This window comes from Roseobacter ponti (genome assembly GCF_012932215.1).
GTDB lineage: Bacteria > Pseudomonadota > Alphaproteobacteria > Rhodobacterales > Rhodobacteraceae > Roseobacter > Roseobacter ponti.
The window spans coordinates 2,719,665-2,732,485 of sequence record NZ_CP048788.1 but is presented as its reverse complement, the minus strand read 5'-3'; the positions used below and the strand labels follow the sequence as shown (position 1 = coordinate 2,732,485).

The window sequence follows — 12,821 nt, the reverse complement described above, 5'->3', positions numbered from 1 at the left end:
CCGGATCAGGAGGTGGCGGTTTGGCTTATTCTGATCAGGGTATCTAGAACCAGAGCGGCAGGGTCAAGGTTGACGGCCCGCCCGTGTGCGGCCCGCGCGCCTGTCTCCTGTGCGGTCTGCGCCCAGGCGCGACCTGCCTGCGGGGTCGGGGCCAGCCGCAGCAGCATTTCAGCCTCTCCGGGTGCGGCCTCGACAGCGGGTGGTGCGCCGGTTGCACCTGTGCGCGCAAGCCGCGACATCAGCAGGTCGAGCAGTAAAAACGTAAGGTCCAGTTTTGCCGCCGCCCCGCGCGCGCCGGCGGCCTCGGCCAGTTTGACGGCACGGGCGCGGTCGAACTGTGGCAGGCCGCGCAAAACCGTGGTGATTTCGGCGTAAAGGCTCAGACCGTCCATAAGGTTCAGGCGTAACGCTGCACCGACCGACCCGCCCGAGAGCTCTGACAGGGCCGCGGACTGTGCACCTGCTCCGGCTCCGGCCTGTGCGAGCGCCCGATCCATGTCCGCGGGCGACAGCGTCGAAAGCCGCAGGCTGCGGCAGCGCGAACGGATCGTTGGCAAAAGGCGCGATGGCTGGTGACTGATCAGCAGCAGCGTCGCACGGGCAGGCGGCTCTTCGAGCATCTTCAGCAGAGCATTTGCGGCAGAGGTGTTCATCTCGTCCGCGGCATCCACGATCACCACGCGCCGTCCGCCATCGGCGGCGGACAGCTGAAAAAATCCTGCAAGGCTGCGGATATCATCCACGACAATCTCATCCCGCATCCGGTCGGTGTTGGGGTTGGCGGTGCGGGTGACAGCCCGCAACCCTGGCTCGGCACCGGCGGCGATCCGTCGGGCCACGGGATGTTCGGGATCAATGGCCAGCGTGGCGGGCGGGGGCGGGGCCCCGAAAAGCCCGTCATCGTCCAGCGGCGGTGTGGCCAGCAGAAACCGCGCGATTGACCAGGCCAGCGTTGCTTTTCCGATGCCGCGCGGTCCTGTCAGAAGCCACCCGTGGTGCAGCCTGCCTGTGGCAAAGGCCTCCAGAAACGCCTCTTCCGCCGCGTCCTGCCCGAAAAGCCGGGGCGTATCGCGCGGATGTGGTGCGCCTTCAATCTGGTCAGGCGTGCTCATGCCAGGGCATTGTCCGCGATGGCGGCGATATCTGCGGCCACGGTATCGATGTCGCGGCCGCCGTCCACCACCCGGAACCGGTCGCGGAACTCTTCGGCAAGGGCGAGAAAGCCCGCGCGCATGGCCTGCTGCAGTCCTGCACCAAAGGCCTCAAACCGCTCGTCCGCTGTCTGCCGGGCGAGCGCGCGCTCAAGCCCCGTGGCCGGGTCCATATCGATCAGCACCGTCAGATCCGGTTCACGGCCGATCATCAGGCTGTGCAGCTGATCGACAACCGCGCGCAGATCCCCACGCGAAAGCCCCTGATACATGCGGGTGCTGTCCGCAAAACGGTCACAGATGACCGTCTTACCCGCCGCAAGGGCAGGGCCGATCAACCGCTCCATGTGATCGCGCCTGGCTGCAGTGAAAAGCAGAATTTCGGTTTCGGCAGACCAGCGGTCCGGATCTCCCTGCAGAACCAGCGCCCGGATTTCCTCAGCACCGGGTGATCCGCCGGGCTCGCGCGTTATCACAACGTCATGGCCCCGGGCGCGCAGGTGATCGGCAAGCCTGTGGACCTGCGTTGATTTGCCTGAACCGTCGATGCCTTCGAATGTGATGAAACTGCCCTGCTGCCCGGAGGCAGATGTCACGTTGCGCCCTCCGGGCCCGCGATCAGCTGATTGAAAAGTACCATGGCGGCCGTTGTCATCCGGCTCACGAAGCCGCCCGAAGGGATGTCACGGTCCGCGACCAGAGGCAGCCGGGTTTCCGGCAGGCCGTCAAGCGTGAACACCAGCTCTGCAAGCTGATCTCCTTTGGCGATCGGAGCCTCAACGGGCCCGGAAAAGATCACTTCGCCCTCAAAAGACCGCTCGGCCAGCGCCGGCATCAGCACGCTGACATCCTCAGGGGCCACGAGGCCGACAGTAGGCTCCGCACCCATCCAGACGTCCGCGCGTGCAAACTCCTGGCCTTCGGTGGCGAGTGGCCGCATCGCAAACTGCCGGAAAGCCCAGTTGACCACCGCCTGCGCTTCGCTGGCACGATCGGCAATGCTCTCCATACCGGAGAGTACAAAAATGATCCGGCGGTCGCCCTGTTTGGCGGACCCGGTCAGCCCGTAGCCCGCAGCTTCCGTATGTCCGGTTTTCAGGCCGTCAGCGCCGATACCCATGGTCAGAAGCGGATTGCGGTTGAGCCGGTTGGACGGGACCCGGTTGTCAAAAGCAAACTCCGTTTCGGCAAAGAGCGGATAGTATTCAGGGAAATCCACAATCAGACGGTGCGCCAGCAGTGCCAGATCCCGCATGGACATCAGATGCCCGGGTGCCGGCCAGCCGCTGGAGTTGGTAAAGGTGGAATTTGTCATTCCCATCTGCTGAGCGCGCTGCGTCATCAGCCGCGCGAACCCGGCTTCCGTGCCGTCAGGCGACAGAGCTTCGGCGATCACGACGCAGGAATCGTTGCCAGAGAGCACGATAATGCCGCGGATCAGGTCTTCGACAGAGACAGATTCGCCCGAGCGCAGAAACATGCTTGATCCCCCGAAAGACTGCGCGTGCTCGGAGACCGGCAGCTCTTCATTCAGATCCAGTCCGCCGTCCGATTTACCGCGCCGGATCGCCTCAAACGCCATGTAAAGCGTCATAAGTTTCGACATGGACGCCGGCGGCAGTGGCAGATCGGCGTTTTTGTTCAGAAGCACAGTGCCTGTGCTCTGGTCGATGACAAAGGCCGATGTGGCTTTGGTCTCAAAGGCTGCGGCACTCACTGTCCAGGACATGAGCGCAATCAGTGCGATGGCAAGTCGGATCACGTGTTTCGGGCTCCTGCTTGAGATCATTGTAATCATTTCGATACGGCATAGGCGTCGGTAAAGCCCGCTTCTTTCAGCGTGGCGAGCATGGTATCGCGCTCTGCCTCACTGGCGGCAGGACCAACCAGAATACGCCACAGCGTGCTGTCGCCGTCAGATTCAGATTTGAAACTGGCGTTCAGCCCGGCTTTCCCCAGATCGCTGACGGCCCGGTCAGCGTTTTTCTGACTGCTGACGGTGGCTGCCTGTAAAAAGGGTTTGCTGAGCGTGCTCACCGGCAGGGTCGATGCAACGATATCGGTCGAAGGCACAGCAGTTGCGGTTTCCTTTTCAGGTGCGGCAATGGCAGTTTCGGCGGCTGCGACAACCGGATCACCGGCCGCCGTCGCGGCCGTGGCTGGTGCTGCTGACGCCGTCGCTGCTGAACCGTCTTCACTACCCTCGTCCGGTGTTTCTTCTGTCGTCTCTTCCGGCACTTCTTCTTCCGGGGGCTCTTCCACGATGACCTCTTTGCGCAGGGCCACAACTTCGAGGTCCACAGGTGCGCCGGCCAGCACATCGATCGCCGCAGCCGCATCTGACGAGAGTTGCAGTTGCGGGCCGGGCTGATTGCTGATGCGGCGGAAAAGAGCGCCGATCACGAATTTGCCGTTTTCCTTATTGCGGATAATCACCCGCTCGGGCGTTTCAACATTGGGATAGGCCACCCAGACGCCCCCGAGAGAGGGCCGTCCGTCCCAGAGTGCCTTTTCCAGTGCGTAGAAAACCTCCGGAGATTCCACATCTTTGCCGGTTGTGCGCGAGACGGACCCGCCTGCGGATCCGGTTGCGGATGGTGTCCCGCCAAGACTGAAAGAGCCCGTTTCGTCACATGCCGCGAGTGTGAGAAGTGCTGCGAAGCCTGCTGCGACACCGCGTCCGCAACGGGATATCCGGGAACTGCGTTTGCTGTTCATTCCTGTCGTCCTTGCCTGTGAGCCGGAACGCCGGCCGCCCTTTGACCCTCTTTCACGGGGGTTTTGCCGCTACATTAGCCCGAGATGAGGGGCGAGGGAAGGTGTGGCGTCCCTGATCAGCAATATTCCTCTGTGCCCTGCGGCACCTTTGTCGGGACAGTGTCGCATTGTAGTCCGGTTGCGGTGCGGGGGTTGTGGCGGAATTCCGTGCGCTAAAGAGGCCGGGCGCTTCAAAATTACTTGCAGACCGCGCGGGCATCGTTCAAAAGCCACAACACCACATGACACGGAGGAGTGGCAGAGTGGTCGAATGCACCGGTCTTGAAAACCGGCGTGCGTGAAAGCGTACCGTGGGTTCGAATCCCACCTCCTCCGCCATTAGACTCTTATTTTTATAATTAAATTAGATATTTACCGAACATATATGCTTATCTATCCCCCATTTTGGCCGCCATAATATGCAATGGTAAGCCTGTATGGTGCGTCTCTGACATCAAGCAAAAAATAGATTTTTTCCTTCGACTTCGCCAAAAGGTAGACCAATGCCCTAGCTTGCCTTACGCTTCTTGAATGTTCCAGCACCTCGAAGAACGTGACTTTTGATGATCGATTTTGCTTCTGTTGTTAGCAGTCTTCTTCCATTTCATGAGCAAAATATTAACGCGACTTTCAAGGCGCTAGCAAAACCCGTCGATGAATCCGGCCCTTTTGCAGCCATCGTAAAGGACCTACAGCCACGCGAGTTATTCAACGAATTGTTTTCTTTTCTCGTTTTGCGGGAACTCGGATTGCCGGTTCCGAAAGCCTACTTGGGTTTGATACCGATTGCAGAAGGGCAATTGAAGAAGTCACCTGTTATGCCAAATGGGCAACGATTAGCTTTTTTGACAACGGAGGTTCCTTCGCCGAGCCTTAAGATAGCAGCTGGACTGCAAGGAAAACCATCTAAACATCTAATTGATGTTTGCTTGGATCGTGTTGTCCCTCTTTTGGCAACTTGGCCTCAACTCGGTGAACTTTACGCGTTTGACGGTTGGATAGCCAACGTTGATAGAAATCTTGGCAACATCTTGTTTGGCCGGCGCTCTTCGAATGGATCACCGGACATTTGGTTGATTGATCATGGAAAAGCGTTCACGTCCGAACATTGGAGCTCCACACATTTAATTCCCGATAAATCGTATGCTAACAAACTTAAGAATTGGGCGTCGCCGCGCTTATCAGACCCTCAGCGAGCTACTTGTCTTGCTTCGGCATCTGCCTTTAAGAGCAAGGCAGATGCCTTGGACCGAGAGGCAAAGATAGACTATCTCGCTAAGTTGTTTAATCTGGAAGACACAGACAAGCACGCCGTAAAGGCCTTCCTTAGAGACCGCCTAGACAAGGTTGAAGAAAATTCTAAGGATGCGCTGCTAATGGGAGGAATAGTATGAACCCCATGAATATCCGTCTCGAAGATTTTCCGTCGCTGGACCCGTCCAAGGCGACGAAATGGGCTCCGATTGTCTGCCGTCCCAAAGAGGCATCACTTGAAAAGTTTATTGTGGGCATCGTTGCCGTAGACAAGGACGGATATCACATAGAAGTCGCTAATCAGTTATCTCGACTGGGATGCCTTTACGGCGACAACGCAATGCCGATTGCACTGTCTATTGAAATCGCCGTCGCTTGGCTAGAAGAAGTCTTTGCCGATGGTGACACGTCTCTTTTGGATTTGCGCTTCCCAGTTACCAACATCTTTTTGGGCAAGTGCGAGAGCGCGATTGGCGTAGAGCGAGAAGAAGTCGCTCAGGAATGGATGGCAACACTCTCCTCTTTTTACGAAAAACCGGAAAACGCCGTTTACTCATCAGCGCAATCTGTGGTCGCAAACGCTAAAGAAGAATTGCAGGCGCAAAAGCTACGGCTCCCGGTCCGGGTATTGACCGTGATAGAGAGGCAAGAGCCTAGCCTACTCGAGTATTTTCATGAGGATGTACGTAACAAAAGCTTTAGGCGTTTAAGAGCTAACGCTCGTATCAAAATTGACTACAATGGCCGAAAGCTGTCTGCGAATATTGACGACTTCAACGTTGATGCACCAGCAAGAACTGTCGGGGTTTTGAAACAGCGAATGTGGGACCTCTCTATTCAGAGAGAACGTGTCGCGCAAAGTTCTAAGGCAATTAATGATTTTGAGATGCTTGTGGATTTCCCACAATACCGAATTGCTGATAAGCAACCGAGCTCAATTGCACGCATTCAGGAACATGTACGAGAATTGACTGAACAAGCGGACAGTGAGCAAATTCGCTTAAGAACGATGTCTGGCCCAAATCAAATCGGTGAGCACATCTTACACAAGGAATCAGTGTAGTCGAATTTCCAGCCTAACAATAACCCGGCAAAGGCAACGCGCGACTATCGTCGGTTTCAAATTGCTTGTAGCGCCCACCTGAATAACGTGGGCAATCACGAGCAAGACCAGCCTTCACAGCTTCCGCTTGCGGGTCTATGCGTGTGCCATCCTGCATGATGAAGAAACATGCAGCAACCTCCCGGTCATAAGATTTGCGGCCCTCTAAATCACACTCGATTGATTTCGCTTCACGCATTAGATCGGCAACAAACCATTTGCCTTTGGTGTATGCTTCATGGCCGCGCTCCGGTGCTGAAATACCGTCTAGACGCACACGGGTTTCTTCTACCACAATGGTATCAGCATCAATGACACGTGAAAGGGTTGGGTAGCCGGTTATCTGGCGCGCACCTGATTGAGCGCCACCAAAACTGCCGCTGGAGACAACGCTCAACCCAGTCGCCGCGCATGCCATTAAAACAATGCCGCTTAAACCCAAAAAGGCGAGCGCTACTTTCCGTCTTGGCTGGCTACGCTTTGCCAGCCTTGCTTCGCTTAGAGAAATGGTTTCAGTGGTCATGGATACCCATTTGCAGACTCGTTGGTGCCGCGCGATTGTCTCTCAAAACAATGACTGCATTGGGGCATGGAAATGTGTTTTTGCAGGTTTATTTGCTTAGAATTGTTGCCACCTGCCGCCGCGCCTTAACCTATTTTGAGCGCGCCATATGTCTACCAACGTGCTGTTGCACTATTCACCGAAAAACATCTCACGGTCTTCCGGGCTGAGAAGGCGCGCATATTTGCGTAGAAACATGAAGTCTGCTTGGCCTTCGTCGCGCGCAATCTGTTCACAATGTCGCTCATATGTTCGGTGCCACATGCCCTTTGGCCTTGGGGCTATCCATTTGGCCGTACCGGGTTCACCGCCCAGCGCCATGCGGGTTTTGTTGGCGCGTCTCAAAGCGCGTTCGTAGCGGCCTTCGGACTGGCTACCGTAGGCGACGGAATAGCAGTGGCGGCATAGAAAGTATCGCCCGCCTCCGAATAGCTTTCCGACCCGCCGACCGCACCGCCTGCCATCCACGTAGCCGGGGCATTGAAAATAGGGGCGTGTGCCGCCGTAGTTGCATGGCACGTAGGTTATCGGCACGGTTTCCTTTATCGGCTCCCAGTCGTCGCCATAGAGCCTGATACGGTAATCCAGAACCAAGCCACCAGACGTCATATGGTAGCCAATGCGCGCCACTTCTTCGCCTTCGCATGACCAGACCCACGCGCCGCTCCTGTCTTCTGTCAAAATGCCTTCGCGGTGAAAGCGGTTCACTTCCAGCGACCTGCAATCCTCTGCCTTTTGGTGATAGCTTGTGCGTCCTGAGCCATATCCGCCCATGTTTGTGCCTCCTGATATTTTCCGAAATCATTAGCGAAGTTTAGGGTATTCGCGTTGCCTGCTTTGAAATGTCTCAATTGTGGATGCGCGTTTTTGGGTTTCCCCACCGGTCCCTAAACCGGGTCGCCCAAGGAATGAACCTCCCCCCCCCGGTTACATGCGCGCTCCTTGCAGGGAGTGGTTTATATTAGTGTTCCATTTCAGGACCCAAGCGAACCATGCAAAACGGTCCTGACGGGTTCTGGTTCGGACCCACAAAAGGGCCTTGGGTTTCAAGGTGGAACCACCGGAACACCTGACGGGTCCGTGTCAGAACCGCGTTTTGTTTTTTCGCCCCATTTTTTCCAATCGTTTGTGGCGGACTCTTTGCCTTTGATTGTCTGCATCGGCTTGTGTGTCAGCCGCCATTCGTGCGCGCGCCTGTGATACCAGTTGCCGGGGGTCATCAACACAATCATCCCTTTGTCCTGTAGTTCGAGAAACGCGCGCTGTGCCGTAGCCTTGCCGATACCAAGCGCGCTTGCCGCCTCGTTCATGGACAAGCGCACCTTCCCATTGTTGCCTCCGTTGTATCGGGTATGAAGCTCAAAGAAGACTTTGATGGCGGCCCCCGAAAGGGACCGCCACGCTTCTGATTTCAGGATGGCATAAGGCAAGGGGATGTATTGGCCCTCCGACCTTTTGCCATTGTTGCTGCCTGTTCTACCCATCGAGTGCTGATACTCCGTAGACTATAAGCGCGTAGGAGCGCGCTGAAGGCTCTGGTAGGCCGTGCTTGCGCATAATGCGTCTGACGGCTTGTGAGGGCGGGGTAGAGCGGCTTTCAACGTCGATAAGCCCACTCATGCCAACACCCGCACTGCTGCGTCGCAAGCAAGCCTGTAGCGCGCGTGGTGGCCTGAGTATGTGCCGCCGTGGGGAACCATCTCTGTATCAATGGCTATACCCATGCCGCGCAGGTCGTGGACGTATCCAGACCAACGGGGCGCAGGGCGTTCAATTGGCGTCACTCCGCGTTTGCCTGCCTTGTGGAGCTCGAAAAAAGCCCAACCTAAACGGCCATTGAGATTGAATGAGCGGGGTTGTTCGCCCAAATTGAGCGTTACGTGAATTTTCATCACTGAATCCTTTTGTTTTTTGGATTGCAGCGCGGTATGAGTGAGTTCTTGAAGCTACCCAGCGCCCGCGCCAGTTTTGTTACTGCGTGGGCGTTACCTATTTCGCACCAGTCGAAACGGGGCGTTCCGCAAGCCATGCTTCAACAGCACTTTGCGGCCATGCCACAGCGCGCTTGCCGATGCGTACGGGGCGAGGGAATTCACCCTTGTCCATCATTTCATAGATACTGGAGCGGCTAAGACCGGTGACCGCCTGAACTGCGGGGCGTCTTAGATGCGTGTCTGGCATAGTGATTCCTTTCGGCTTTCTTGAGTTTCTTCAAGACCTTGAAGGAATGCCTCTTGCTTGGAAAGGTGGGCAACTGGGCGTTAGGTGGGCGCTCAGCCTTTATTCTCTTGCCCGCTTTCTGACCAATCTGACCACAAATTATTTTGCTTTAGTGCGCGTACGATACTTCTTCTTGAGTAGCCTACTTTGCTTTCAACCACGGCCCAGGTCGCACCCTGCTTGCCCTCCGGAAAAACCGCCAAAATACAGTCTAAAATGTTTTGTTGATGTGGTGGGCTTGCGGTCAAGTTTCCTCCGTCAAAATCGATAGCGTTCCAATCCAAATCAGAAAAGCCGAGCGACTGAAAAATTTCACTTTCAGTTTCAGGTAAATCAGATGGATTCCAACAGACGGCCCATCCCAAAACGGGCCGCAGTTGAACGTCGATGAACTTTTCTACGTATATTTCCTCGCAACCGTGGCCATATGAACTGCCGAGCAATAGGTTCTTGGAATTAGGTTTAAGTTGAATAGTCCCGCTCAAGTAGTCAATCGCACAAAATCGGGATTGGGCATCGGTTATACGGAAATTTCCTTTGGTAAAGTAGTTTAAGTAAGCCCACGTTTCCGCGCGGCCAAATGGTTTGCTAGAAAGCGGCCAAGACCACCAGTCTAGTGCGTCGCCATGTGCCTTCATTATAGGCGGACATCGCATTCTTACTCCCTCTGGTGAGCAAAGAACCGCATCATGCACGTCTAAGAAATTTGCCAGCAACCATAGATGCGCGACATCGACGGCGAAGCGAACATGAGACGCCGTTTCGACGAAGCCATCTTCAACAAGAATGTCTTGAATTTTCCGTTCTGTTTCCCAATTGCTTGAGGCTTCTTTTTCACTCAACAATGATGGACAGTTTTTGGCGATTATTAAATCTCGGGTCCATTGGGCCGAGGCTGTAACAATCTCGTCCCAAGACCAATACCCTTCAGGAGAGAACATTATCCTACCCTAGCAACAGTGGCGTTTGTCGCCAGCATGTACTGTTCCCACTTATTCATAATACTGCGGCGCTTTTCGAAGAAGTCGGACCGAGCATAAGCTGCTTCTGCTTTATCTTTGACAGAATGCGCTAGCGCGGCTTCCGAAACATCGCGTGGCGCGTTAGTGCGCTCCTGCGCCCATGTCTTAAACGAGGTGCGGAACCCATGCACGTCCACATCATAGCCCAAACCCTTCACCAGCTTTGATAGCGTCATGTCAGAAAGCGGTTTTCCAAACTTTGTGCCGGGGAACACCAAGCCGGTGCCGTCACTCAGCGCCTTGGCTCCGGTCAAGATTTCAACGGCGCGTTTTGACAATGGGACGCGGTGTTCTTTCTTGGCCTTCATGCGCGATGCTGGCCGGGTCCAGATAGCTTTGTCCAAGTCAAATTCTGACCACTCCGCCAATCTGACTTCGCCCGACCGGGAAGCGGTCAATATCAACAGTTCAAGCGCCAGTTTCGTTGCATCGCCTGCGTTAGATGCTGTCAAGGTTTCAATGAACTCTGGCACCTTGTCATAGGGCAACGCCTTACGGTGCTTTTGGGTCTTGCCCTGTTTTGGTAGGGCTTGCGCAATCGCTTCCGCCGGGTTGTCTTGCCGCCAACCGTTCGCCACCGCCCATTTCATAACGGTGCCAATACGTTGCCTGACACGGCGCGCTGTCTCAGGCTTTTCAAGCCAGATAGGTTGGAGCACGGCTAGAACATCAGCCGTTGTGACCTCTGACACCTTGAGGTTGCCCATGCGCGGGAATGTGTAGGTTTCCAATGTCGATATAAACTGTGCCGCGTGTTTCTTGTTGCGCCATGTCGGTTCGTGGATCGCGTGGACCTTCCTAGCTGCTTCCTCAAACGACAAAAGTGCCTGTGCAACGCGCTTGGCCTGTAGGGGGTCACCACCCGCCCGCGCCAGTTTCCGGTTTTCTAAGGCCGCTTCACGGGCTTCTGCGAGGCTTACCAGTGAAGCGGACCCCAAGCCCATCTCTGTCCGCTTGCCGCGAATGACAATGCGCTGAATCCACCGCTTTGCGCCTGACTTGTCCACCTTGAGAATAAGGCCGTGACCATCCGTGTACTTGCCGGGGTTCGAAACCGTGCGAACAAAGGCCGCTGACAAAGCTTTGTCAGGATGTTTGCTCGCTTGCTTTTCATCAGATGCCAAAAATTCGCCCGCCATTCTATCCCCCATTCATTATAGGAATATGGGGGGCGGCATTGGAACGTGCAAGACACTAATGCATATTAAGTTCCTGTATTTTATACTCCATTGGATTGCCTTGGAATTGGTGCAGGCGGACACCTCCTCCGCCACTTGCCGCAGATAAAGCCTTCTCCCGATCCGGCTGCGGCCGGATTTCACCTTTTTTCAAAGGTTATGCGGGGCGGGCTATTCACCGAACTCGATGCCAGGTGGGCCAAAATCGTTCTCTCGGCCGAATATTCTCCGGACCTGATGACTGCGTGGATTTGGTGAATTTTTTGCAAGGCACTGTTTCGGGGCGGTTTGTCAGGTGACCAACCTGAACACTTCGACCAGAGTCGCGTTCGGTTGAGAGGGAACAGAAATCGAATTTTCGCCGACATTCGGTAACAGCGCAGCGCTCGGCTTTCTGCGGTGCCGCATTTCGCGACACTTTGCACGAAGGGCGGGAAGCGGTTCTCCGTTTGCGTTGAAGTCAAGGGCCTGGGTTAGCGTCCGCGTAGAGTTCAGTCTCGAACAGCTCCAAGATCCCAATCGCGCGGCCGATGTCGGCTCCATAGGCGGTGAGTTCGACTTTCCGGTTCTGGAAGTCGGCACCTTTCTCCGCGAACGGGTAGGCGATGTTCAGTTCGAAGATCCGATCGCGCGCGCTGCGTACCAGGAACACCTGACCATAGTGTGTGTCGTTCCCGAAGTCAGAGGCCGGATTCTTTGCACCGAAGTCGATGTAACGATACCGATACTCATCGCTGATCGGGATCAGCACGGTTCGGCCTCCAGGGAAATGCTCGAGCAGCAGGGGCTGGATCAGCTTCCCGTGCTCGACCACCCGTCCGCTTTTCGTTACCCCAATCACCAGCGGGGGCAGCCCGTTCACTCGGGATCACACGTCTGCGATCATCTTCATCATCAGCTTATGAAGCTTGGCGGGTTCACCATGCACGTGTGTTGCTGCGATAAGCGCAAGGGCAAGCTTCAGACCTCTTCAGGCCACTGGTATCGAGCGCCCGGGACTACCCTTTCAATGTCATCGGCAATATCGGAGTATAGCTCGACGGTCTATTCCCTACTGTGGCCCATAGCTGCACACCATGCCGCAACGAATGCATCGCCTTCATGGTCGGATCCGGCCCGAGCAATTGCCGTATCATAAGCAGGGCGTATTGCCCCACCAGCGGGCAACTTCAGAAGCAATTTGGGGTGGCTCTCATATACTGGCATTTTGATGCGCCTCGCGACGATGGCTCCATTCAGCGTCATCGCGCTATACAGCGAGTTCTGAGCGACGACGGAGTTTCCACCATACTTGCGACGCAGTGCGTCATCACACGCGCGCCCGCCCTTCGGTGACCAGGCAAGGAGAGTATCAATGCCGAGTGCTTGGGCGTCATCCGCGTAATTCTCAAGCCGTGATAATGCCTCAGAAGCATTGAGGACAGTCGCTGTCTCTACGATCTCCAGAGCTTCAGATTTCACCCTGATCGCCGCTACACCATTCTTCTCAGCTCCGCCGGGGTCATGGCCAAGAAACAGTGTCACAAATTTTCGTATCCTACTCTCTGATGCGTGGGGGTCGCCCGCATGGCGGAC

Annotated in this window: 15 protein-coding genes and 1 tRNA gene; 3 read left to right on the top strand and 13 right to left on the bottom strand. The window is 55.7% G+C overall.

All coding sequences use genetic code 11. The annotated features are described in order from the left end of the window. Nucleotides 1-5: 5 nt before the first annotated feature. The 4 genes from G3256_RS12895 to G3256_RS12880 form a co-directional block, all read right to left on the bottom strand. Entirely contained in the window at nucleotides 6-1,112 is a 1,107-nt protein-coding gene (locus G3256_RS12895) for a DNA polymerase III subunit delta' (protein WP_169641205.1), read from the bottom strand. Next, nucleotides 1,109-1,747, bottom strand: coding sequence for a dTMP kinase (tmk, locus tag G3256_RS12890; RefSeq protein WP_169641204.1), 639 nt, complete (start codon nucleotides 1,745-1,747; stop codon nucleotides 1,109-1,111). The genes G3256_RS12895 and tmk overlap by 4 nt, the downstream gene beginning before the upstream one ends. Further along, on the bottom strand, nucleotides 1,744-2,880 hold the full coding sequence (locus G3256_RS12885) for a D-alanyl-D-alanine carboxypeptidase family protein (RefSeq protein ID WP_425501560.1): 1,137 nt from the start codon (nucleotides 2,878-2,880) through the stop codon (nucleotides 1,744-1,746). Before G3256_RS12885 ends, tmk begins: the two co-directional genes overlap by 4 nt. 65 nt (nucleotides 2,881-2,945) lie before the next feature. After that, nucleotides 2,946-3,869 carry an SPOR domain-containing protein gene (locus G3256_RS12880; protein ID WP_169641202.1) on the bottom strand — a complete coding sequence of 308 codons (924 nt, stop codon included), beginning with the start codon at nucleotides 3,867-3,869 and terminating at the stop codon, nucleotides 2,946-2,948. 288 nt (nucleotides 3,870-4,157) lie between these two features. Here G3256_RS12880 and G3256_RS12875 point away from each other — a divergent pair. The 3 genes from G3256_RS12875 (at nucleotide 4,158) to G3256_RS12865 (ending at nucleotide 6,225) form a co-directional block, all read left to right on the top strand. Beyond that, a tRNA-Ser gene (locus G3256_RS12875) sits at nucleotides 4,158-4,247 on the top strand. A gap of 224 nt (nucleotides 4,248-4,471) precedes the next feature. After that, nucleotides 4,472-5,302: a hypothetical protein gene (locus G3256_RS12870; protein WP_169641201.1), complete on the top strand. Its 831-nt coding sequence runs from the start codon at nucleotides 4,472-4,474 to the stop codon at nucleotides 5,300-5,302. Continuing rightward, nucleotides 5,299-6,225: a hypothetical protein gene (locus G3256_RS12865; protein ID WP_169641200.1), complete on the top strand. Its 927-nt coding sequence runs from the start codon at nucleotides 5,299-5,301 to the stop codon at nucleotides 6,223-6,225. Before G3256_RS12870 ends, G3256_RS12865 begins: the two co-directional genes overlap by 4 nt. Before the next feature lie 13 nt (nucleotides 6,226-6,238). Here G3256_RS12865 and G3256_RS12860 read toward each other — a convergent pair whose 3' ends face one another. The 9 genes from G3256_RS12860 to G3256_RS12820 form a co-directional block, all read right to left on the bottom strand. Further along, the gene (locus G3256_RS12860; protein ID WP_169641199.1) at nucleotides 6,239-6,787 is read right to left on the bottom strand and encodes a thermonuclease family protein; all 549 of its coding nucleotides are present in this window, start codon (nucleotides 6,785-6,787) and stop codon (nucleotides 6,239-6,241) included. Nucleotides 6,788-6,958: 171 nt separating this feature from the next. Further along, nucleotides 6,959-7,600 (bottom strand): hypothetical protein, encoded by a 642-nt coding sequence (locus tag G3256_RS12855; RefSeq protein WP_169641198.1) that lies wholly within the window; start codon nucleotides 7,598-7,600, stop codon nucleotides 6,959-6,961. A 272-nt stretch (nucleotides 7,601-7,872) separates the two neighbouring features. Continuing rightward, the gene (locus tag G3256_RS12850) at nucleotides 7,873-8,310 is read right to left on the bottom strand and encodes a helix-turn-helix domain-containing protein (protein WP_169641197.1); all 438 of its coding nucleotides are present in this window, start codon (nucleotides 8,308-8,310) and stop codon (nucleotides 7,873-7,875) included. A gap of 132 nt (nucleotides 8,311-8,442) precedes the next feature. Continuing rightward, on the bottom strand, nucleotides 8,443-8,718 hold the full coding sequence (locus G3256_RS12845) for a winged helix domain-containing protein (protein WP_169641196.1): 276 nt from the start codon (nucleotides 8,716-8,718) through the stop codon (nucleotides 8,443-8,445). A 97-nt stretch (nucleotides 8,719-8,815) separates the two neighbouring features. Beyond that, nucleotides 8,816-9,007, bottom strand: a complete 192-nt coding sequence (locus tag G3256_RS12840; protein WP_169641195.1) for a helix-turn-helix transcriptional regulator — start codon at nucleotides 9,005-9,007, stop codon at nucleotides 8,816-8,818. A 92-nt stretch (nucleotides 9,008-9,099) separates the two neighbouring features. Further along, nucleotides 9,100-9,987: a hypothetical protein gene (locus G3256_RS12835; protein ID WP_169641194.1), complete on the bottom strand. Its 888-nt coding sequence runs from the start codon at nucleotides 9,985-9,987 to the stop codon at nucleotides 9,100-9,102. Further along, a complete protein-coding gene (locus G3256_RS12830; RefSeq protein WP_246227610.1) occupies nucleotides 9,987-11,207 on the bottom strand; it encodes a tyrosine-type recombinase/integrase in 1,221 nt (406 codons plus the stop codon). Before G3256_RS12830 ends, G3256_RS12835 begins: the two co-directional genes overlap by 1 nt. Before the next feature lie 499 nt (nucleotides 11,208-11,706). Then, nucleotides 11,707-12,108 carry a hypothetical protein gene (locus G3256_RS12825; protein ID WP_169641192.1) on the bottom strand — a complete coding sequence of 134 codons (402 nt, stop codon included), beginning with the start codon at nucleotides 12,106-12,108 and terminating at the stop codon, nucleotides 11,707-11,709. Nucleotides 12,109-12,290: 182 nt separating this feature from the next. Further along, complete coding sequence (locus G3256_RS12820; RefSeq protein ID WP_169641191.1) at nucleotides 12,291-12,770, bottom strand: DUF429 domain-containing protein; 480 nt, start codon at nucleotides 12,768-12,770, stop codon at nucleotides 12,291-12,293. Nucleotides 12,771-12,821: the final 51 nt, after the last annotated feature.

Excerpts from the sequence above, each read along its gene's own strand:
- G3256_RS12895 (WP_169641205.1), bottom strand. The coding sequence starts at position 1,112 with ATGAGCACGCCTGACCAGATTGAAGGCGCACCACATCCGCGCGATACG.
- G3256_RS12885 (WP_425501560.1), bottom strand. The coding sequence starts at position 2,880 with ATGTCCTGGACAGTGAGTGCCGCAGCCTTTGAGACCAAAGCCACATCG.
- G3256_RS12880 (WP_169641202.1), bottom strand. The coding sequence starts at position 3,869 with ATGAACAGCAAACGCAGTTCCCGGATATCCCGTTGCGGACGCGGTGTC.
- G3256_RS12870 (WP_169641201.1), top strand. The coding sequence starts at position 4,472 with ATGATCGATTTTGCTTCTGTTGTTAGCAGTCTTCTTCCATTTCATGAG.
- G3256_RS12865 (WP_169641200.1), top strand. The coding sequence starts at position 5,299 with ATGAACCCCATGAATATCCGTCTCGAAGATTTTCCGTCGCTGGACCCG.
- G3256_RS12860 (WP_169641199.1), bottom strand. The coding sequence starts at position 6,787 with ATGACCACTGAAACCATTTCTCTAAGCGAAGCAAGGCTGGCAAAGCGT.
- G3256_RS12855 (WP_169641198.1), bottom strand. The coding sequence starts at position 7,600 with ATGGGCGGATATGGCTCAGGACGCACAAGCTATCACCAAAAGGCAGAG.
- G3256_RS12850 (WP_169641197.1), bottom strand. The coding sequence starts at position 8,310 with ATGGGTAGAACAGGCAGCAACAATGGCAAAAGGTCGGAGGGCCAATAC.
- G3256_RS12845 (WP_169641196.1), bottom strand. The coding sequence starts at position 8,718 with ATGAAAATTCACGTAACGCTCAATTTGGGCGAACAACCCCGCTCATTC.
- G3256_RS12840 (WP_169641195.1), bottom strand. The coding sequence starts at position 9,007 with ATGCCAGACACGCATCTAAGACGCCCCGCAGTTCAGGCGGTCACCGGT.
- G3256_RS12835 (WP_169641194.1), bottom strand. The coding sequence starts at position 9,987 with ATGTTCTCTCCTGAAGGGTATTGGTCTTGGGACGAGATTGTTACAGCC.
- G3256_RS12830 (WP_246227610.1), bottom strand. The coding sequence starts at position 11,207 with ATGGCGGGCGAATTTTTGGCATCTGATGAAAAGCAAGCGAGCAAACAT.